Source organism: Gardnerella sp. DNF00550 (genome assembly GCF_049262685.1).
Taxonomy (GTDB): domain Bacteria; phylum Actinomycetota; class Actinomycetes; order Actinomycetales; family Bifidobacteriaceae; genus Bifidobacterium; species Bifidobacterium leopoldii.
This window is the reverse complement of record NZ_CP058397.1, coordinates 1,469,567-1,490,846: the sequence shown is the minus strand read 5'-3', so window position 1 is coordinate 1,490,846 and position 21,280 is coordinate 1,469,567. Positions and strand designations below refer to the sequence as shown.

The window sequence follows — 21,280 nt, the reverse complement described above, 5'->3', positions numbered from 1 at the left end:
AATAGCTAGCTAAGTAAATAGCTAAATAGTTTGTTAATTAGTTTTGCTAGTTTGTTAATTAGTTTCGGCTCAAAACAATATTCTCAAGCATTTTAGCAGTAACATTTTCATAACCGTTAAGTTCTGCATGATGCTTGCTTTCAGATATGTTTGCGCGCGAAAAACCTGTTTGCGCAATTACAGTTGCTCCGGAATTAACTGCGGCAGTAAGACCAGATAGAGAATCTTCTATGGCAATGCAATTAGCCATCTGCTTTGCAACTTCCTCATCCGTGCCCTCAATGCCAATCATTTTCCCTGCAGCAAGATACGGCTCAGCACTAGGCTTCGGTTTAAATCCATCGTCTCCACACACATACCCAGCGAAAGCACCTTCTGGAGCGTGATTCACAATATTTTCAACCAAACAACGCGGCGAATTGCTCACCAAAATCGAAGTAATGCCGGCATCCGTAAGACTTTTAAGTACATCTAAAACTCCTGGAACCCACGGCACGGATTCAGCCTCACGAGCAGCAACGTAATCAACCATGCCTTTGCCAATTTCTTCTACTGTAAGTTTTGTACCAGAAGGAATCATCTTATTGGCAACAGTTTCAAGGGATCCACCGGAACATTCCCAAGCTAAATCTTCATCCCAGTATCCACCGTATTTTTTTACTAAATAAAATTCCGACTCATGCCAATACGGCTCGGAATCTATAAGAGTACCATCCATATCCCAGAAAACTGCACGCAACACATGTTTTTCTTCACTAGAGTTAAGAGTATTTGCACACATATTCGTCGTCTGTTCAGCCATTCACAATCCTTTATATTGCATATATTTGCTTTAGCTTTTGTAGCACATCATTTTCGCACTAATTCTGCATTACTTTTCGCACTATTCATTCTTCTCGTTAATTCTCACTAATTTCTCACTTAAGCACAATAAGTAGCCATACCTACGTTACTATATGCTCCACGCTCTCCACAACACCACAGATTTTTCATCCGAAGACTTTCGATTTTTATAATTACTGTTATAGCTTTCCGAAGAATACGACGAAGGTAACGCTCGCCTCTCTGTAAGAATATCCCGCCTCCAGCGACGCGCATTGCGAGAACGCTGCATTTCCACAATGTCACCATCTGCATTTGCAGCAAAAATATTGCGTTCTGAAGACTCTGCAGAATCAAGCAAATGCCTTACTTGTCTTTTAAGCTGTCGATTTTCTTCTTGCAAATCAAGTATTTGCATGATGCCAGCAAGATTGATACCTTCATTTTGGCTTAAATGCTGAGTTTGCACAATCCTGTCTATATCTCGCAAAGAATAGCGGCGAGCGCCACCTTCAGTTCTATTCGGCATTATTAAATGAAGCCTATCATACTGTCGTAAAGTTTGCGGGTGCGTATTGGTTAGGCGTGCCACATGGCTTACGGTAAATATTGGCAAATCAAGAACAAATCCTACTTCATCTGCCCCGTCAAGCGTTGCGGTACCACGCACTAAAGCAACTGCACACATTTCATACAGTGCTTTAGTTTCACGCGTTATTGGTGTCATAGCACGCCTTCCTTTGCTCTTTTTAGTATGTTTAAAGCACTGTTACAAGCAATTCAACAGTGTTTAACCTACTAAATTATTGTTAACTTAGTTTTGTCTTAATTTTTTAATTTCTTCAGCATAAGTTTCGCCAGCAGTTTTATCAAATTCTTTTGCAACGCGTCTAAGAGACATGCTCGAACGCTTTGGCAAACGAATCTGCACAACACCAACAAAATCGCCATTCTTTCCGGGCACTCCAGCACCTTCTATACGAACTTCATCACCGCTTGAAACACAAGCTGGAACTTTGAAAGTAACAGGATTGCCGTCTAGGTCGTTTATACTAACTTTTGCACCATGCACTGCTTCACTTAACGTTAGCGGCAATGTAGAAATCAAATCGTCGCCTCGCAAAGTAAATTTATCTGATGCTTCTACTTGAACATGCAAGTACAAGTCACCTGCAGCACCACCGAACTTGCCTGGCTTGCCTTTTCCTTTCAAACGAATTTTCTGTCCGGTTTTTACACCAGCTGGAATATGCGTTTTAAAAGTTTCACCAGCCGCACGCAACGATACTGTAGCGCCTTTAAAAGCTTGCTTAAATGTGAGCTTTATATCGGTTGTTATATCTTCGCCAACTTCAGGCACGTCAGCTTCCTGCGGTTGAGAATACCTCTCACCGCCAAAGCCACTCGTACCTTGGAATCCTGCTGAATCTTGAGAGCGCTGACCTCCACCAAACATGGAGAAAATGTCGCTCATATTTGGTCCAGCACCGTTGGATGTAAAGCGAATGCGCGAACCGTTTCCGCCCATACCACCCATGCCAGAGCCGCCGTTGAACATGGAGAAAATGTCCGAGAAACTCGACGCATCGAAACCGCCAGCACCACCTGCTCCTCCAGCGAAACGAGCACCACCAGCACCAAATTGGCGGATAGCATCGTAACGTTGACGAGTTTGACTATCTTTTAATACGTCATAAGCTTCAGAAACATCCTTAAATTTTTCTTCAGCTTCTTTTGTTTTGTTTAAATCAGGGTGATATTTACGAGCAAGTTTGCGATACGCTTTGGTAATCGTTGCCTCATCTGCGTCTTTGGAGACACCGAGAACCTTATAAAAATCCTTAGCTAACCATTCATTTTCAGCCATTTGTGCCTCCTTTCTTCACAAGCACATTGGCTATTTCGCTTTTGACCAAATATAGGCTGCTCGTGCCAACTCTTATGAGTCAGCACGAGCAAGTTATGCAATAAAGTCACGAAAGAGTTTCGTTAGTCATTGCTGTGGTGAAGAAACGACCACACGAGCGGCGCGAATAACGCGATCTCCTATTCGATATCCTGCTTCAACTACAGCATCAACAGTTTCTTTTGTAGCGTCTGGATCTGGTCTGTGCAAAATTGCATCATGCTTGGTCGGGTCAAAATCTTCGCCCTTTTCACCAAACTTTTCCACACCAAACTTTTCAAAAGCCTTATCTATCTTAGTTGCAACAGCCTTGAACGAATCATCCATTTCGCTATACTCGCGAATGCGGTCAATATCATCCAATGCTGGAAGCAATGCTGTCAGCACGTCAATAATTCCATGCTGTCTGAAACGATCCTGCTCTTTGGCAGAACGATTTCTGAAGTTTATAAACTCAGCACGCTCTCGCTGTAACGCTTCCAAGTACTCTGCAGCTTCTTTCTTAGCTTTACCTAAGGGAGTTAAACTGCCGCTATCTGCGTCTTGGCTGTCTTTCGATTCTGAAGATTCAGTGGAATTCGCCGTATCCTCAGAATTTGCGGAATTCGCAGAAACGTTAGCATCAGCTTTCGTTTCTGCAGGATTTGCACCTTCAGCAGCTTTCGATGAAGATTGCGCAGACGATTTCGCAGAATCACCTGTAGCTTTTACATCCAGCGAGTCAGCATCTTCCATATCTTGCAAATATTCGTTGGCGTTAAAGTCGGACATTACTTGTTGTCCTTATCGTCCTTGTCGTCGTCCACCACTTCGGCGTCAACTACATCATCATCCTTAGCTGCAGAGCCAGCCTGAGCACCAGCAGCAGACTGAGCACCAGCTTCGGCACCAGCAGCACCCTGCTGAGCGTAAAGCTGCTGACCGATCTTCTGAGCAGAAGTCATCAACTCGCTTTGAGCAGACTTAATCTTCTCAACGTCGTCACCCTTCAAAGCTTCCTTCAAAGCATTAACCTTGTCGGTAACTTCCTTAGAGATTTCATCGGAAAGCTTGTCTTTATTGTCGTTCACGAGCTTTTCAGTCTGGTAAGCAAAGGCTTCTGCTTGGTTGCGAACTTCAGCTTCTTCCTTACGCTTCTTATCTTCAGCTTCGTGAGCTTCAGCTTCCTTCACCATGCGGTCAATTTCGTCCTTTGGCAAACCAGAACCACCGGTAATAGTCATGGACTGTTCCTTACCAGTGCCCTTATCCTTAGCGGAAACGTGCACAATGCCGTTAGCATCAATATCGAAAGTGACTTCAATCTGCGGAACGCCACGAGGAGCTGGAGCAATTCCAGTCAACTCAAAAGTGCCAAGAGGCTTGTTATCGCGAGCAAACTCACGTTCGCCCTGGTAAACCTGAATCAACACGGATGGCTGATTGTCTTCAGCAGTAGAGAATACTTCCGAGCGCTTCGTAGGAATAGCAGTATTGCGATCGATAAGCTTTGTCATAATTCCACCCTTGGTTTCAATACCCAAGGAAAGTGGAGTTACATCAATAAGCAGAACGTCTTTGCGATCTCCCTTAATAACGCCCGACTGAACGGCTGCACCAACTGCAACAACCTCATCTGGGTTCACGGACTGGTTAGCTTCCTTACCGCCTGTAAGTTCCTTCACCAAATCCTTCACAGCTGGCATACGAGTTGAACCACCAACAAGAACCACGTGATCGATCTGGCTTACTGAAATACCAGCGTCAGAAAGAACGTTGTTAAATGGAGTACGGCAGCGGCCAAGCAAGTCGGAAGTCATTTCCTCAAAGTGAGCACGAGTCAAAGTCTCATCCAAATGCACTGGAGTGCCGTCAGGAGTCATTGCCAAGTACTGCATAGAAATTGAGGTAGAAGTAGAAGAGCTAAGTTCCTTCTTTGCCTGCTCAGCAGCTTCCTTCAAGCGCTGCAAAGCAATCTTATCCTTGCTCAAATCAACGCCATACTTGTTCTTAACTTCGCCAACGAGCCAGTCGATAATCTTCTGATCCCAGTCGTCGCCACCCAAATGGTTATCGCCGTTAGTTGCTTGCACCTGAATTGTGGAGAATCCGTCGTCATCCTTACCAATTTCAAGCAAGGACACATCGAAAGTACCGCCACCCAAGTCGAATACCAAAATGCGCTCGTCTTCCTTGCCTTTTTCAAGGCCGTAAGCCAAAGCTGCAGCAGTTGGTTCGTTAATAATACGAAGCACGTTCAAGCCTGCAATCTTACCTGCATCCTTAGTTGCCTGACGCTGAGCATCGTTGAAGTATGCTGGGCATGTAATAACGGCATCGGTTACCGGCTCGCCCAAGTAAGCTTCAGCATCGCGCTTCAACTTCATCAAAACCTGTGCAGAAATCTCTTGTGGAGTCCACTTCTTGCCGTCGATATCAACAGTCCAATCAGTGCCCATATGACGCTTTACTGAGCTAATCGTGCGATCAACGTTTGTTACAGCCTGACGCTTAGCAACTTCACCAACCAAGATTTCGCCAGACTTGCTGAATGCCACAACAGATGGCGTGGTACGTGCGCCTTCAGCGTTTACAATAACTGTTGGGCTGCCACCTTCAAGAGTAGCAATGCAAGAGTTGGTTGTTCCCAAATCAATACCTACTGCGCGTCCCATAATTTCTCCTTAACTAGGTATTGCACCTTTTGTGCAATTACGCTTTCCTTCAAGTTTTGTAGTTACGTAAGCTGAACCTTATTTAGATTCCTTGTTGGAAACTATGTAAAGCATCAGCTTTTTTACTTTCCAAAACTTGAGCCTACTACACTCAACTTATAAAAGTCAACTTTTATTCCCAAAAATTACAAAAAACTTTATACAACTAGACTCAAGTTTTGCAATTTAAGCAAAATTAATGGGAAATTCTGAAAAATTCAGTAGGATTCACGCGCTGAACTTAAAGCGACGCAAAGAATTATCCAGAGCGTTATAACGCGCTAAAACACCAATAAGCGGCGTGCCAATACCGGTTATAAGTTTGATTGCTTCAGTTGCCATCATTGCGCCAACAATAGCTGCAGTCGCACCCAACACAGCCGATTTTGGCACTTTTTCTTTAGGAGGAGGGCACGCATACAAATCACGCAAACCAGGACCTTTTCCTGGCACGAAAACGCTTACTTGACCTTCATAATAAAGTACCGAGCCATAAACTTCCGGCGTACCAGCGCTCCAAGCAGCATCCGCAATCAAAAAGCGAGTAGCAAAATTATCACAACCATCAATTATCAAGTCGTGATTTTCTACAAGCTGCTTTGCGTTGTCTTCATTAAATCTATCTACAAGATTGATTTTTAAACCTGGAGATAACGCTTGTAGACGCTTAGCTGCAAGTTGCGCTTTAGATTTACCGCACTGATCGACAGTATATAAAGTCTGCCTCTGCAAATTAGAAAGCTCAACAACGTCGTCGTCACAAATCGTGATTTCGCCAACTCCTGCCGCAGCAAGCGAAAGCAAGCATGGCGAACCAAGTCCACCTGCACCGACCATGCAGATTTTCGCATCGCGAAGTAACTGCTGATGTTCATTAGTAAAGCCCGGCAGGAGCAAGTGGCGGCAAGTGCGTTCCGCTTCAAGCTCCTGCAGGTTGTCGTAAATTTTATTAATCGTCATGTCGAACAATATGCCGAAAAATTACAGTACAAAATTTACAGTACAGAATCAGCCCAAGCTCGACCTTCAACAGGCGAAGAAGCGAGCGCATGTTCACGCTTAGGAATACGGCCAGCATCGTGAGCAAGCTTGCCAGCAGTTACAGCAGCAGCCATTGCACGACCCATCTTCACTGGATCTGGGCAGCGAGTTACAGCACTTGCAAGAAGCACACCAGAGCAGCCAATTTCGAAAGCTTTAACAACATCGGAAGCAGTTCCAACACCAGCATCCAAAATTACAGGAACGCCAGCTTCCTTGCATTCTTGAACAATCAGCTCAATGTTTCGAGGATTCAAAATGCCAAGACCAGTTCCAATTGGAGCACCACCAGGCATAACAGCCTTCACGCCAAGCGAAACCAAGCGACGAGCCACAATCGGGTCGTCATTCGTGTAGCAAAGCACGCTAAATCCTTCTTCAATAAGCTTTTCTGCAGCAAGCAATACTTCACGAGTATCTGGGAGCAAAGTATCGTCGTCTGCAATTACTTCGAGCTTAATCCAGTCAGTTCCAAGCGATTCACGAGCCATTTTTGCTGTAAGAACAGCATCATGCGCAGTTTTGCAACCAGCAGTATTTGGCAAAACGTTAATATTGTGGCGCTGCAACATGCCGTAAATATCCACGCCAGTTTTTGCGTGACGACGCATGGCAACTGTTGCCACTTCCGCACCCGAAGCAACAAGCGACTTTTCCATAATATCAATGCTCGTCATGCCGCCTGTACCAAGCAAAAGCCTTGAGTGTAAAGTCTTACCGCAAAGCTGCCAAGTATCGGCACTTTCTTCTGTATTATTTTCTGTCATTTTAAGCCTTTTATTTAATATTTAATATTTAAACTTAATTAAAATTAAATAATTAAGCGCACTAATTTCACGCTTAATTTTGTGGTGTTTCAGCCGCCTTGAACTGCGCTAAGAATTTCGACTTGATTCCCATCACATATGACTGCTGATTCCCATTGCGCGCGAGAAAGCACATCGTCGCCAATTGCGACCGCTATACCAGGTCCTGCATCCGAACCATAACGTTGCGCAATAAGCTGAGCAACAGTTAATCCGTCTTGCACTTCAACAGTTTCACCATTGACTACGATTTGCATAATCTAACCTTTACTAACTAAAAGCTGAATTACTAAAAGTACTTTCTGCATCACACTTACGTCTATATTTGAACGCTTCACAAATTCGCAGCGAAATATAGCAAATTCACCGAAATTAGCGATTAGAAGCGTGCAGGATTGCAGCTTTCCAAGAATCCCTTTTCCTTCTCAGTCAACTCTTGCTCAAGCACGAGTTTTGTGGTCAAAGAAGAGCCTAAAGCGGTGAGCAAAATTCCGTGACGGAAGTAACCGGTGGAAATCGTGGTGTGCGTCTTAGGATCAATGCCAATGAATGGCAAATCATCTGGAGTTCCAGGACGACCGCCAGCAGTAACCTCAGTAATCGAGCATTCCTGAATGCCAGGAAGCACGCTTGCGGCATCGCGAAGCAAGTCAAGCACGCCACCGACTTTTGGAATATCGCGGTCATCTTCGCGGGAAGTAGCACCGAGCACAAGCTCGCCTGTTTCCTTAGCGCGAGGCACCAAATAAACTGGGCGGTCATGCACAAACCCACGAACCACAGAGCTCAAAATTGGGCGCAAAGGCTCTGGAATAGTCATACGAATCATATCGCCCCACACAGCGCGAAGCTTAAGCTGAGGAAGCATATCCTTAGCACCCAAGCCAGATGCCAAAACTGTGTCTGGACCCAAATCGTCTGGAGTGCTTGCGCGACGCTCAATAACAACACCGCGCTTTTCAAGTGCATCAATCATTGCTGCAGTGAAAAGACGAGGGTTGATTTGATGGTCGTCCGGCACGCTTACAGCGCCTGCAATCGTCGGCGAAAGCGCAGGCTCAATTTCACGAAGCTTACTCACAGAAATATGCTCAGCTCTACGTCCATAACGGTGCTGCAAGTTTAGCAACTCGTTCACGTGCTCGTTATCTGCAGCGTCACCACCGATTACGTAAGAGCCGCACTCTAAGTAGCCGGTTGGCTTATCGGTGTACTTTGCAACCGAATCAACCAATTCCTTATACATAGTTGCAGACTCAAACATAAGAGGATACAACGCTTCTTGCTGATATTGCATTTCTGCGGTAGGAGCTAGCATGCCGGCAGCATGGTGAGAAGCACCGGAGACTGGATCTGGATCAATTATGCTAACTTTTACGCCAGCTTCCGTAAGTCTCCACGCTGTTGCTAAACCAATAATACCTGCACCAATAATACGAATATTTCGCATATATACTCCTTCCCTACGGCGGCATTACCCGCATCAGGTTTACGGTCGGCTTTCGCCCTCTCAGCCTGTGTAGAACAGGCTCCCGCGGTGTAACCTTGACTTTCAAGAATTACAAATGCAGAACGTTTCAATATTGCTAACTTAGCAATATGCAAATGCTGCAGGTAGATGTAACAAAATTATGTGAATTTCATCACACTACCGTGCAGCATTTTAACACTTCTACAGAAAATCTGTTAATTTATCCGGTATGTCAAGCTGTGAAACTAAGCAATTTTTGTTACTGACGCAGTCAGCGCTCGCGTGGATTACGCGCTCGCTTACGAAACTCGCGTTGGAAGTCCACTGGACTCCCAACTTAAGCGAGTTTCCGCTCCGAGTTGCCTTCGCGCGCGCTTTGCCTGAGTCTGAAATTATTGGAATTTCAGACTCCTTCAAAGCGTGATTTGGCTTAATTGTGAAGCACGGTGTGCTTCACATGCCAAATCAGCCGAACGGCTATGCCGTGAGGATATGCGCTCAGGCAGATCGTCAGCGCACACAAAACACAACCCAGTTTCTAAAACCCAACCACACAACTCTGCCCTGCCTTCGCCAATCGAGACGAAGGCAGACCTCGCTTGCGTTGAAAGCACACCGTGCTTTCAATCTTGAGCAAGCTCGGCGCTCCGAGTTGCCTTCGCGCGCTAAATCGCATCGCTCAGGCAGGTCGTCACGCTGCGCAGGCAATGCATAACTCCGTTTTTTCGTTACTGGCGCAGATTAAATCACTCAACCGAGCGCAGCAAAATCTCCTCAAGCGCATGCTTCACAGAAACAGGCAGAGTGCAACGCCATTGCGCCCACTTCACTACGGAAGGCTGATCAGTTGCGTAAGCGTTAAGCATATCAACATTGTTGCGATACTTTTCTGCTTCCGATTCGTTTTCGTATTCAAGAGTTGAGATTGCAGCAATAGCGCCTGCACTTCCGTTAGCCTCGCTCACTGCATCAAAAGCCATTTCCTTACCGCGGTACGGCACTTGTGCTTGAAGCAGGAATCGGTAAGCGTCACCAACTTTAGGATCGGCAGCAACTTGCAATCCTCCGTCAACAATTACGCGAATTTCCGAACGAGCCGGCACGTCTTTTACAGAAACCGACAAACTCAAAGTCGACTCTTCACCTTCGTAAGAAATCGCAAACTCGCTTGCGTTAAGCTCTTGGCTCCCCACAAACACGCGCACGTGAGCAAAATCTGTGCAAGCAACTCCTCTAAATACAACATTCCAGTTGCGTTTTTGCGGCACAGATTTTACGGCAGCATCTTCCCCGGCAATGCCTGAAATAATGAATTGCGAAGAACCATTGCCGTCTCGCCACACAAAATTCATACGCGTGTTGGCAGTATTCCCAGCAGACGCTGCAGCAAAGTCACCGTTATCTTCTCGCATTACGAACTCGCCGTCAGCTCCAGGGAATGCAAGAATTCGCAAAGCCCGCGGATTTTCAATGCTATTAACCGATTCAGCAGCATCAGCACTACGCTCGCAATCTGCAACTTCCGGCAAAACTTGCAGAGGCACAATTGCTCCAGCACACGCAAAAGCAGGCACGCGATCAAGCGAGCGCCATGCTTCAAATCTGCGACCATTCAAGCCGCGAGACACATACCTGCGCCCGTCAAATAAATCGTACCAATCACCTTCCGGCAACCAAACTCCAGCACATCCGCGCAAAGCAGCCGCATCATTAGGAGAAACAATCGGCGCTACTATAAGCTCACTTCCAAAACGGTATTCGTTAGGAATTTCGTAAGCCATGCCAACTTCCGGCGACTGCCAGTACATTGGCTCAACAATCGGTCTGCCTTCAAAAGCTGCGCGATAATTCATCGTATAAACGTATGGCAAAAGTTCCGCGCGCAAACGAAGCATTTTCACCATTGCTTCGCGAGTTTCCGGAGGGAAATTCCACGGCTCTTTTCCAGCAAACGGCGAACAAGTCGAGTGCAAACGATTAATAGGACTAAACGCGCCGAAAGCGTACCATCGCGCTTCCAGCTCGTTATTTCTAACGCCAAGCATGTGTCCGCCAATATCGTGACTCCACCATCCGTAGCCAATATTGGAAGCTGTAGCAGTAAAATAAGTTTGGAAAGCAAGCGAATCCCAAGTAGTAACGGTATCTCCCGAGAATCCAACTGGGTAGCGATGCGAACCAGGCCCAGCATAACGAGAGAATGTAAGCGGCCAGCGACCTTCGCGCGCAGCATCCTCATAATGCATGTGATTTAGCATCCAAAGAGGATCCAAACCAGGCTCGCGCGTCACGCCTCCCTGCTGCCAGTCAATCCACCAAAATCGCACGCCTTCATCTTCCATACGATGATGCATATTGAAGTAAGCTTCAACAAATTGCGGATTTGTTAAATCAAATTCCACAGCTTCACCGCTTGCAGGATCAATTCCCATCTCTCGCGCAACTTGCGGATAATCTTTTTCAAACGCACGCACGCCGTCGCGCGGATGCAAGTTCAAAGTTGGAGCCAAGCCAGCAGCGTTAAGTTTACGCAAAAAAGCGCGATGATCCGGGAAAAGTTCCTCATTCCACGTGTAACCAGTCCAACCGGAACCATATTTTGCATCAACATCCGTAACATGCCAATCCATGTCAATAACAGCTGCACTGAAAGGTATGCCTTCGCGTTTAAAACGATTATGCAATTGCAAATATTCGTCTTGATGGTAGCGATAGTATCTGCTCCACCAATTGCTTAGCGCAAAACGTGGAAGCAGCGGCTGAGCACCTGTGAGCTTATAAAGGTCTTGAATTGCTTGAATGTAGTGGTGTCCGTAGCCGAAGAAATACAAGTCTTTATATCTTCCAGCTTGCTCACTAACCTTGTGCGCACGCGACTTAACCCAAGCCCCATACGGGTTTGATTTACCATTTATTTCCTCAGCCGGAGCAATTTCGCAAGTTGCAGAATCATCTAAAATAGACCATCCATCGCGCGAAAGTATGCCTTTATCGAGCTTTACTGGGCCGTTCGCCTGATCCAAAGTTCTAAAAGTTCCAAGAAGATTTCCCGGGCAATCGTCGCCATAATGCCACGTATTAAACTGCGTACATGGCACTCCGCGCACAACAATACTTAAGCCTTCTTTGCTAAAAGCTTCGCAGTTATAAGTAAGGTGAAGCTTTTCAGTTTCTACTTCCAGCCATCCATTTTCGTTTTTATGCGCACTAAATTGTGGCTGAGCATCCGCGCTCTTCTGAGCAAAATTGCGACAAATCACAGTTTGCGTAGGATTGTCAACAAACTCTCCATCGTCACTCCACTCAAGACGCAACAGCGAATCTGTAATAACTGTAATTCGCCACTTTTCGCCCTTAATTACCTGACTATCCTGCGCCTTTGCATACTGCGAATTTGCAAGGTCAGCAAAAATTTGAGATTGCGAATCCGAATACGTCACAGCTTCACCGATAATTTGTGATTTATCTTGATTGCTTATATTTATCACACTCATAGCAGCACCTTTACTCAGTACGCAATGCCACACTGCAACATTTGTCACACAACATTTGTCATACAACACTTGTTGCACCACGCTTTCGCGCACAACACTTACGTATCTTCTCTTCACTTATGCGGGTTACTTACCGCTACCAGTGGAAATACCTGCAATAAACTGCTTTTGGAAAATTACGTACACTATAATAACTGGCACAATCGCCAAAGAAGTCGCTGCAAACAAGCCACCATAATCAGTGCCATATCGCCCAGTAAACACCTTCAAGCCCACTGCGAGCAGCTGCTTCTTTTCGTCCGAAATCATCAAGAACGGCCACAGATAGTCCTCCCAGTTCCACAAGAAAGTAAAGATGGCGAGCGCCGCAATCGTGTTATGGCTCATAGGAAGAATAATACTGTGGAAAATACGAAAATCAGATGCTCCGTCCAGTTTTGCAGCTTCAATGAGTTCGTCAGAAATACCTGTTATTGACTGACGGAAGAGGAAAATGCCGAAAGCGCTAATTAATCCCGGGACAATTAAGGCTCGGTACGTATCTTGCCAACCGAAACTTGTCATCATATCGTACTGCGGAATAATAGTTACAGCCCACGGAACCATCATGGTGCTCATCACTATACCAAAAAGCAAATTACGGCAACGGAAACGCATTTTTGCAAATACATATCCCAACACTGCGCTGGTATAAATGGCAATTACCGTTTTTGCTACAGCAACAAACAACGAGTTGCAGAATAATCTCAAGAAATCAAATTTTTCCTGAATACCAACGTAGTTATCAAACGTACTAGGCATAGGAAATAGTCCACCATCGACACGCACAATATCACTATTTGGTGCAAATGAAGAAATGAACATCCACACAAATGGAATAATTGTTAGCGCAGAAAGCAGAAAAAGAAAAATAGTAAGCGACCAACTCAACACAGCATGACGAGTGCTGCTTCTTGCACAGTTACGTAATTTTTTCACAATACCCCCCTTAGCCGGCACCGTAACAACAACTCCAGTCGTTTCCGTTTTATTGCTCACACCAACTCACCGTCCTCAGAAGCTTTGAACATGATTATCGTGAGTACGCCAGTAAAGATAAAAAGCACTACGCTCATGGCTGACGCAATACCAAAGTTATACTTTTGGAAGGCTTGATCAAAGATCAAGTAGCTAATAGTGTAAGTTGCTGTTCCTGGGCCACCGTTAGTCATAACTAAAATCTGCACGTAGGCTTGCAGGTAAGCAATCATTGACGTGATCACAATGAATAACGTTGTAGGTTTGAGTAGAGGCAAAGTAATGCGGAAGAATTTTTGCACACTGTTAGCACCATCAATATCGGCTGCTTCATACACATCTTTGGGAAGGTTCATTAAGCCTGCTAAATATAGCACGGTTGCGTAGCCAAAATCTTTCCAAATGGTCATGATAATAATTGCCGGCATGGCCCAAGTAGAACTGTGCAGCCAATTAATATTCAATCCCGTAACTTTATCAATCATGCCAAACTGCGGATCAAACATCCACATCCACACGAAGCTTACTGCGACAAGTGGTGTAATCGTTGGCATATAAAATAGGCCACGCAGCGAATCTTTGCAATGCACGAGCTTGGAGCTGAGCAACATTGCCAAACCCAAACCGAGAATAATGCGGAAAATTACGGATATTGTCATGAAAATAGCTGTATTACCGATTGACTTCCAAAATAGGCCGTCGGTTAAAATCTGTTTGAAATTATCGAGCCCAACCCAGTTGTACGTTCCAACCAACGGATTCCACTCGTGGAAGCTGCCGGCAAACGCTTTATAAATAGGATAGGCAAGGAAAATCGCGAAATAAGCAACCAGAAATGTCACTGCCACATTGCGAAATGAGAAGGTTCGAGACAACGCAGCGGTTACTTTTGCTATACCACCAAATTTTTTCCCTAGAGGAGTTGAATGAGATTTCTGATCTAATTGTTCCATGATTTCCCTTGCCTTACTTGAAAGAACACACTTCAGTTTATGAATCTTTACTTGTGTTCTTTGAAGAATTCATACTTGCTTTCTGCAGACTTAAAGTTGGAATTCTTCATGTCTTTTACCATGGTCGCCTGTGCTTCTTTTACTGCGGAATCAATAGATTGACCATTTTGCATAACGTTTTGGAACGCTGCCTTGCTGCTGGTTTCCACCGTAGAAGGAGTGATGCCTGGCCAAATCAACCTATTCACGCGAGGCTGAATAGCCGCCATTACCGGGGCCTTAAGAATCTCTGGATCGTTCTGTAGCGATTTCTTCGCTGGGAACGAGTTCAGATGTTTCACTGCAGAGCGAATAAAAGCGTCGTTAGCGAGAATGAACTTGATAAAGTCTTGTGCCACGGCCTGCTGTTCTTTACTTTGGTGAGCGTTGATTCCTGGAGTAGATTCGCCATTGTAGCGATCATAAGCGAATGGCGTTTCTTTCGTGAATGTTGGAGTTGGGAAAATACCGTATTCTACGTTCGGATATTTTTCTTTCAGTAGGCCTTCAAGCCAACCCCAAGCGTATACCATTCCGGATTGTCCGTTGCCAAAACTTTGCGTGTAATCAGTACCGAAGTCTGTTGCAATAACTTTGTCTTTGTCGTACAAATTCTTTAGGAATTGCATGTTTTCGCGCGTAATTTTGTTGTCAAAATTAGGCTTTTTGCCACTTTTATCGAACGCAAGTTCGCCACGTTGATAGTTCAAGCCTTGGTTGATTGCAGCGTATGCATCACCATTAACATTGAAACCGGCTTGTACCATTTTGGAACCGTTCCACTTGGTAAGTTTCTTTGCCACCTCGCGCAACTCGTCCCAAGTCGTAGGAATATCTGCTTCTGTTAAACCGGCTTCTTTCCAAAGCTTTTTATTGTAGTAAATATTGCCAGTATTGATGACCGAGTCAATATACTTTACTTTTCCGTTGGAATCTTCGTGTGCGACAGAAGAGCTGTAGTCAGCTTCCATTGCTGCCTTGTCAACGTTGTAGTCGGCAGCGTATGGGCGTATAAGCTCATCCTTGGAATTGTGAATATTGAACAGAGCTGGGCCGCTTTTGCCTTTGAGTGCTAACGGTAGTTTTGTCCAATAATCGTCCCAAGCAACGTTCTTCGTTTTGAACGTTACGTTAGGGTAGATTTTCGTATACTGCTTGATCATATCGTAGATTGGGTCGGTACTACTGTCTCCCCAGCTCCAATATTCCAAAGCAATTGGCTTGCCTTGATTAACAAGATGGTTAGGGTTATATTTCAATGCTTCACCCATTACCGGCAAACCTTTATCTTTTTTTGTGTCGGTTACACCGGCAGAATTGCTGCCACACGCGCTAACACTAGCAAGCATGCCTAAAACAGCGACACATGAAATACATATTTTTCTAATGTTCATTGTTACTCCACTTCTTCGTGAAATTAATGGGTAAAATCTATAATATTGCGAAAAGTTTTCACTGGTCAAACAGAAAAAATGTGAATGTAAAGGTTTTCATTTCGAATCCGTTAAACTGCACCATTTTTGCGAAAATAAATACTTTTTTACCCGCGTGTCTAAAAATGTAAACCTTTACATTTATTGTATTTACATAACACTTATATGTTCTTTTTGAAGGGTATATATAACACTCTTCATATTTGAGCAAAAACAAAGAACAGAAGAAATAAAATGTCAAAAAACAGTATTAGCGATGTAGCTACGCTAGCAGGGGTTTCCATAGCCACTGTCTCTAGAACTTTCGCTCACCCAGACAAAGTAGCGCCAGCAACACGAGCAAAAGTTACGCAAGCAGCAGAACAACTCGACTTTACTGTATCAAGAACCGCAGGAGTACTGAAATCAGGCAAATCATACCGCATAGCACTACTTATTGGTAGCAGTCGCATAGAATGGTTTAGTGCTTCTATTATTGAAGGATTAAACGCTACGTTGCACGCAGCCGGATATGATCTAGTAATTTATTCAGTAGATGGTATCGAACAGCGTAAAACTTTCTTCAAAGAACTACCTTTACGCGGTAATACTGATGCCGTAATCGTATCTTCTTTCGATATCAGCAACAATGAGGCAGAGCAACTTCAACGCATAAAGGTACCTATTGTGGGCATTAATTGTGTAGCGTCTAAAATTCTTTCTGCAGCAATCAGCATTGACGATACTGCAGGAATTAAACTTGCAGTGCGCCATCTCACTACTTTAGGCCACAAAAAACTACTGTATGTTTACGAACATTTTAATTCACCACTTCGCTTCAGTTCTTCGAGACGAATTACCAGTTTTGAAACGATATGCAACGATACACCAGGAGTTCAAGGGAAAATCTTACCAATTGACTTTGGAGACAATCCCTTAGATGCCACTATTTCAGAACTATTTTCAAGCAGCAACCCTCCTACTGCACTGTGCTTTCACCAAGATTCCACAGCTATACCGTTCCTGTTTCGTTTACAAAAACTAGGCATACGAGTGCCAGAAGATTTGTCTATTATTGGTTTTGACAATAGTACTTTTGCAGAAGCATTAGGCTTAACTACCATTCGACAAAATCCATGTCTGATGGCTCAGCAAGCCGCAAATATTGCTTTAGCACTTATTAACGAGCAGCCAATTACAAGACGCCATATTACAGCTCCGCTTCAGCTTCTAATCCGAAACTCAACTGGTCCTGCCCCAGACATTACATCTGCAAACTGATTAGCGAATCAGATTAGAAAACTAGGTTTAAACGCTATGCAAGGCGTAGTACCAAACTCGCTTTATAGCAAACCCTGATTTGCTATAAACCCTGATTTGCGGTAAAACTCGCCTTACAAACAAATCCAAAAACTGCTACGAAATGTTTTCAACGCAAGAATACTGCAAACACTGACGCAATGATCAACATCAGCGGATACCACACATACATAACACAACGGAATGTCGTCGAGTTTTTAGGACCATCACCATAAGCGCTACGATAATGCAACACAGCCACACCAATACCAGGTGCAAGCATCGACATAGCACCGAACATTCCTGCAGTCATCTCCATAGTAATTTCGCGCTTTTTTAATAATTCAAAAAGAAGTACGAAAATAAGCAAAGTTACACCGCCGAAGAAAATTCCATGCTGCACAAAAACTTTTCCTATCAAATTCCAAAGAAGACCCGCAATGATAAGCACAGTAATAGCAAAACCTTTACTAAATCCGCTTAAACGCTCCCTAATTGTATCTATACTCGAAAGTACAAATAGTGCGATAACCATTGCAAATACAGGATTTTGCGAACGCATGTCGAACAAACATTTTGAATTCACCAAATCGTATGGAACTTCGCAGACCACTGCTAAAATCAACAATCTTAACATGTAAAGATTCAAATTATGAGTATTGTGATATCCGCGTACTAATATCCACGCATACCATGGCACTGCAGTCCAGCTTATAAATTCGCAAACTAATATGACTGTCAATGCGAACATATTATTGGTTACTGTTCCGCCGAACATTCGTGCAATTACTGTGTTACTAAATGCACCTAGCATAAGCATAAAAGCGCCGAGCATTTTAAGTTTATTGAGCGTGATTCCAGTTTTTATGTTACGGTCAGCACGAATTGGTTTGCCGTTTGCGTCAAGCATTTCCTTATTCGCGTTACCGCTATCACGCATTATTGCTTTACCACTATTAATACCCATTGCACGTCCTTGTTTATTTGCGCATACCTAGTTTATATAAACTTTATCTGTAGTTACGTATCTAACTAACCTGTAATTTACATTCCAAACACTGCAAAACTTTGAGCGCCGAGTGTTAAGCAATCACCATTAACTGATATTTCTCCAATTTTCAGTAATGGATTGTAAGCAGATTCTTGCGTAAGATTCGCTAATGCTTCTAATGAAACTGTTTCGCTATTTACACCTGGGTTCATAACCACAATGCTTCGTTCCACAGCTGATTCTCCTACGTCACCTTTTGCGCAACGCTCGTAAGCAAAGCCGCGGCCGTCAACCGGAGCATACAAAACTCTCCAAGACGCGTCAGCTTGCAAAGATTTGCGACTATGGCGAAGCGCAATAAGCGAGCGCACCCACGAAAGGAAGGAATCTTCGCAATTAATTTGCGCAGAAACAGTTGGAATTTCACCACTTTCCATTGCTTGTTTTCGAGAATTTGCGCAAGTTCTTCCGTCTGCTCGCGCTTCAACAGGCAAGTATAATTTAGATTTTGCAGCCATCGAGAAGCCAAAATTCTTTGCATCGTCCCATTGCATTGGCGTACGAGTGCCCGTACGAGCGTAGCCGCCTTCTTTTGTTGGAATATCGCGATATTTCATGCCAATTTCGTCGCCATAATACACGAATGGCACGCCTGGCATAGTGAGTATCATGCCGAAAGCCACGCGACGCTCACGATCGCCAAGACGCGGAGCAAGACGCGGCGTATCGTGATTGCACGTGATGAAACTAAAGTAACCTTGCGAATGGGTTGACTCATATTGTGGGCAATAATCGTCTAAAAATGGGCAAATACTGCCGCCGCCGTGCGCATTAAAGTAGCTGTGATCATGCTCAGGATTGCCGTCTAAAGCATTATCAACATCACGAGCTAAACGTGCGTAACCGTTAGGGTTTCCATCCCAGCGCCAATTCAAATAGAAGTCCATGTCGAATCCTGCAGTAAGAGCCTGACGTGGTCTGCCCCATTCGGACACAAAAGCAGCCTGCGGATACTCTTCTTTCACAGTGCCAAGCATTTCCTGCCATGCGCGAATTGTATTGTCTTTGCCAAGGCTTCCTTCGCCATTATTGTCATCGTTTTTTACAAGCGAATCAGCCATATCAACTCGGAATCCATCCGCACCAAGCGAAAGCCAAAATCGCATAATATCAACCATTGCAGCGCGAGTTTCTGCCGCTTCTTTGGAATCTGGAGCGGATTGCCAAGCTCGATCCCTATGTGCAAAACCGTAGTTTAATGCAGGCTGACATTTGAAGAAGTTTAGAATATAAGTGGCGTCACGCTCAGTTTCACCGCCAATAAACGGCATAGAATAGCCGCTAAACGCACTGTCTGTCCAAATATATCGCTTGCTAAATTCGTTTTCTTCAGCTTTCGAACTTTCCTTAAACCACTCGTGTTCTTCACTCGTATGACCCGGCACTAAGTCAAGCAATATGCGGATTCCTCGATTGTGAGCTTCACTAAAAAGCTGCTTTAAATCTTCGTTCGTTCCGTAACGCGCAGCTACTTTTTTGTAGTCGCGCACGTCATAGCCCGCATCTTTAAAAGGCGAGTCATAGCAGGGATTAAGCCAAATTGCGTTGCAACCAAGCGATTTTACATAGTCTAACTTTTCGATAATTCCTTGAATATCGCCTATGCCATCGCCATTGGAATCACAAAAACTTTGCGGATAGATTTCGTAAAAAACCGCGTCTTTAAGCCACTGAGCATGATCGTATAATGCCATTATTTCACCCTTCTAGCGTTGTGCTACTTAGTTTACACACAACCACTTGAAAAAATTTATAGGGCAAAATATACAGACTAACCCGCCACTCATTTGCAAACGACACGATATCCGTGTATACTACACAGTGCTTACGAACGGATTTGTGAGACTTGTGACGCTGCTCTACGCAGCAATCGCGATGTTGCGCCACAACGGAGTCCGTTACTACGCCACCAAATGATATGCCGGTTTTTGGCATGATATAGGAGGTCAAGGATGACGAATATTAAGAAGATGCTGGGTGCAGGTCTTGCAGTTGCTACTTTGTTTGGATTTGCAGCTTGCGGTTCAAGCACTAACAATAGCGATAAGAAGGCTGCTGATTCAGCACCTGTTCAGCTCACCGTTTGGGGTTCTGCTGACGATCAGAAAGATGGCGGCTGGATTAAGACTGTTGAAGCAGAATTCAAGAAGGAAAATCCAAACGTTACTTTCAAGAACGCTGTTGTTGAGCCACCAGACGCTGCTAAGGCTGTTAAGCAGGATGCTAAGGCTGCTGCTGATGTGTTCCTCTTCCCTAACGATCAGCTCGGCGACTTGGTAAAGGCTGGAGCAATCGGCGAATTAAGCGATGACGCCACAAAGCAAGTTAAGGAACAGAACGAAGATACTTTGATCAAGTCTGTTACCGCTCAGGACGGTAAGCTTTACGGCGTTCCTTACACCGGCAACACTTGGTTCATGTACTACAACAAGTCCAAGTTCTCCGCTGATGACGTTAAGTCCCTCGACAAGATGCTTGAAAAAGGCAAGGTTTCATTCGATCTTGCTAATGCTTGGTATCTCCCAGGCTTCTACCTCGATGGCAATATGACTCTCTTCGGCGAAAGTGGAAACGATGCTAAGGCTGGCATGAAGCTCAGTGATAAGGCTGCTGAAGTTACCAAGTACATTGCAACAAAGCTCGTTGGAAACGAAAAGCACTTCGTACTTGATGGAAATGGTCGCGGCTTGGCTGGCTTGAAGGACGGCTCCGTTGATGCAATATTCTCCGGTTCTTGGGATGCAGCCAAGGTTAAGGACGCCTTGAAGGATAACTATGCTGCAGCTGCTCTTCCAACCTTCAAGACTGAGTCTGGCGAGCACCAGATGAAGTCCTTCGCTGGTTCTAAGGCTGTTGCTTACAACACCAACACCAAGTCTCCAGAGATGGCTGCTAAGTTCGCTGCATTCTTGGGCTCCAAGAAGTCCCAGCAGATTGCTTTCGAAAAGGAAGGTGCAATTCCTTCTGACAAGTCCCTTGCTGACAGCGTAAAGGCAGAGCCAGCTGCTGTTGCTCAGATGGAAACCATTGCTAAGACTTCTGTCTTGCAGCCAGCAATTCCTGAAATGGGTAAGTTCTGGGATCCAGTTCAAGCATTCGGCACTTCTATCTCCACCGGTAAGATTACTGGCGATAATGCTGCCGCGCAGACCGCAGAATTTGCTAAGGGCCTAGAGAAGTAAGTAAACAAAACTTACTCTAGCCAACAAATCTAAATAGATGCATAAGCAGTGTTTTATGCACTTTGAGTAAAACAATGCGCCCCAGCCCCCGCTC

At 44.7% G+C, this 21,280-nt stretch carries 17 protein-coding genes and 1 riboswitch; of the genes, 2 read left to right on the top strand and 15 right to left on the bottom strand.

Annotated features, from left to right (window positions below; translation table 11 throughout):
• Positions 1-58: 58 nt before the first annotated feature.
• The 13 genes from HXT29_RS06010 to HXT29_RS05950 form a co-directional block, all read right to left on the bottom strand.
• Complete coding sequence (locus HXT29_RS06010) at positions 59-802, bottom strand: HAD family hydrolase (protein WP_004118454.1); 744 nt, start codon at positions 800-802, stop codon at positions 59-61.
• 150 nt (positions 803-952) lie between these two features.
• Positions 953-1,549: a heat shock protein transcriptional repressor HspR gene (locus tag HXT29_RS06005; protein WP_004104765.1), complete on the bottom strand. Its 597-nt coding sequence runs from the start codon at positions 1,547-1,549 to the stop codon at positions 953-955.
• Between the two features lie 87 nt (positions 1,550-1,636).
• Positions 1,637-2,689, bottom strand: coding sequence for a DnaJ C-terminal domain-containing protein (locus HXT29_RS06000; protein ID WP_004118453.1), 1,053 nt, complete (start codon positions 2,687-2,689; stop codon positions 1,637-1,639).
• Positions 2,690-2,815: 126 nt separating this feature from the next.
• Positions 2,816-3,499, bottom strand: coding sequence for a nucleotide exchange factor GrpE (grpE, locus tag HXT29_RS05995; RefSeq protein WP_422118349.1), 684 nt, complete (start codon positions 3,497-3,499; stop codon positions 2,816-2,818).
• On the bottom strand, positions 3,499-5,382 hold the full coding sequence (dnaK, locus tag HXT29_RS05990) for a molecular chaperone DnaK (protein WP_004104772.1): 1,884 nt from the start codon (positions 5,380-5,382) through the stop codon (positions 3,499-3,501). The genes grpE and dnaK overlap by 1 nt, the downstream gene beginning before the upstream one ends.
• A gap of 267 nt (positions 5,383-5,649) precedes the next feature.
• Positions 5,650-6,381 carry a HesA/MoeB/ThiF family protein gene (locus HXT29_RS05985; protein WP_004104774.1) on the bottom strand — a complete coding sequence of 244 codons (732 nt, stop codon included), beginning with the start codon at positions 6,379-6,381 and terminating at the stop codon, positions 5,650-5,652.
• Positions 6,382-6,416: 35 nt separating this feature from the next.
• Positions 6,417-7,229, bottom strand: a complete 813-nt coding sequence (locus HXT29_RS05980) for a thiazole synthase (RefSeq protein ID WP_004104776.1) — start codon at positions 7,227-7,229, stop codon at positions 6,417-6,419.
• Positions 7,230-7,318: 89 nt separating this feature from the next.
• Complete coding sequence (gene thiS, locus HXT29_RS05975) at positions 7,319-7,525, bottom strand: sulfur carrier protein ThiS (protein WP_004104778.1); 207 nt, start codon at positions 7,523-7,525, stop codon at positions 7,319-7,321.
• 122 nt (positions 7,526-7,647) lie between these two features.
• Positions 7,648-8,718, bottom strand: a complete 1,071-nt coding sequence (thiO, locus tag HXT29_RS05970) for a glycine oxidase ThiO (RefSeq protein WP_004104781.1) — start codon at positions 8,716-8,718, stop codon at positions 7,648-7,650.
• A riboswitch (TPP riboswitch) is annotated at positions 8,711-8,814 on the bottom strand. Its footprint overlaps the gene before it by 8 nt.
• Before the next feature lie 671 nt (positions 8,815-9,485).
• On the bottom strand, positions 9,486-12,233 hold the full coding sequence (locus HXT29_RS05965) for a TIM-barrel domain-containing protein (RefSeq protein WP_257958264.1): 2,748 nt from the start codon (positions 12,231-12,233) through the stop codon (positions 9,486-9,488).
• A gap of 126 nt (positions 12,234-12,359) precedes the next feature.
• Positions 12,360-13,166 carry a carbohydrate ABC transporter permease gene (locus tag HXT29_RS05960; protein WP_032835185.1) on the bottom strand — a complete coding sequence of 269 codons (807 nt, stop codon included), beginning with the start codon at positions 13,164-13,166 and terminating at the stop codon, positions 12,360-12,362.
• A 101-nt stretch (positions 13,167-13,267) separates the two neighbouring features.
• Positions 13,268-14,203 (bottom strand): carbohydrate ABC transporter permease, encoded by a 936-nt coding sequence (locus HXT29_RS05955; protein WP_004118448.1) that lies wholly within the window; start codon positions 14,201-14,203, stop codon positions 13,268-13,270.
• A gap of 47 nt (positions 14,204-14,250) precedes the next feature.
• The gene (locus HXT29_RS05950; protein ID WP_004118447.1) at positions 14,251-15,636 is read right to left on the bottom strand and encodes an extracellular solute-binding protein; all 1,386 of its coding nucleotides are present in this window, start codon (positions 15,634-15,636) and stop codon (positions 14,251-14,253) included.
• Between the two features lie 273 nt (positions 15,637-15,909).
• Here HXT29_RS05950 and HXT29_RS05945 point away from each other — a divergent pair, with 273 nt between their 5' ends.
• Positions 15,910-16,935, top strand: coding sequence for a LacI family DNA-binding transcriptional regulator (locus tag HXT29_RS05945; protein WP_004118431.1), 1,026 nt, complete (start codon positions 15,910-15,912; stop codon positions 16,933-16,935).
• A 148-nt stretch (positions 16,936-17,083) separates the two neighbouring features.
• On the opposite strand, the gene HXT29_RS05940 is transcribed toward HXT29_RS05945, so the two are convergent.
• Both HXT29_RS05940 and HXT29_RS05935 read right to left on the bottom strand, forming a co-directional pair.
• Positions 17,084-17,920, bottom strand: coding sequence for a TraX family protein (locus tag HXT29_RS05940; RefSeq protein ID WP_004119097.1), 837 nt, complete (start codon positions 17,918-17,920; stop codon positions 17,084-17,086).
• A gap of 77 nt (positions 17,921-17,997) precedes the next feature.
• Complete coding sequence (locus tag HXT29_RS05935; RefSeq protein ID WP_422118348.1) at positions 17,998-19,698, bottom strand: alpha-amylase family glycosyl hydrolase; 1,701 nt, start codon at positions 19,696-19,698, stop codon at positions 17,998-18,000.
• Between the two features lie 258 nt (positions 19,699-19,956).
• On the opposite strand from HXT29_RS05935, the gene HXT29_RS05930 reads away from it, so the two are divergent.
• A complete protein-coding gene (locus tag HXT29_RS05930; protein WP_064340169.1) occupies positions 19,957-21,186 on the top strand; it encodes an extracellular solute-binding protein in 1,230 nt (409 codons plus the stop codon).
• The last annotated feature ends 94 nt before the right edge of the window (positions 21,187-21,280 follow it).